This is a genomic window from Veillonella sp. AF36-20BH (assembly GCF_003602765.1).
In the GTDB taxonomy this organism is placed as follows: Bacteria; Bacillota; Negativicutes; order Veillonellales; family Veillonellaceae; genus Veillonella; species Veillonella hominis.
In genome coordinates this window covers 1-420 of sequence record NZ_QTLR01000021.1, presented here as the reverse complement: position 1 = coordinate 420, position 420 = coordinate 1, and the positions used below count along the sequence as shown (strand labels likewise).

At 41.7% G+C, this 420-nt stretch carries 1 tRNA gene; it reads right to left on the bottom strand.

Going from position 1 to position 420, the window contains the following annotated elements:
* Window positions 1-161: 161 nt before the first annotated feature.
* Window positions 162-237: transfer RNA gene (locus DW000_RS09775), tRNA-Ala, on the bottom strand.
* Window positions 238-420 lie beyond the last annotated feature (183 nt).

The window sequence follows — 420 nt, the reverse complement described above, 5'->3', positions numbered from 1 at the left end:
TCATGTACGTCACCATTAAGTCAGAGAATTATTTCCTATGTGCTCGGGTCAACCTACTTAGAAATTCTAAGAGATGACCTTACAAATATATATTAATTCTTCTATGCAGTTTTCAAAGAACAAACAATTAGTATATCACAGACTCGCTGTCAAATACTAAATGGTGGAGACGAGGAGATTCGAACTCCTGACCCCCTGCTTGCAAGGCAGGTGCTCTCCCAACTGAGCTACGCCCCCGTAATGGGTTCACTTAAGTCTCGATAATCTATTCCGAAGAATCCGTTATCTTTTATAAGCTTTTCCTATTATTTTAGCTCTTAATGTCTGTACTCTACACAAAAGTGTATTTCAAGTTATATGAGCCAACTGGTGGGCCTAGGTGGACTCGAACCACCGACCTCACGCTTATCAGGCGTGCGC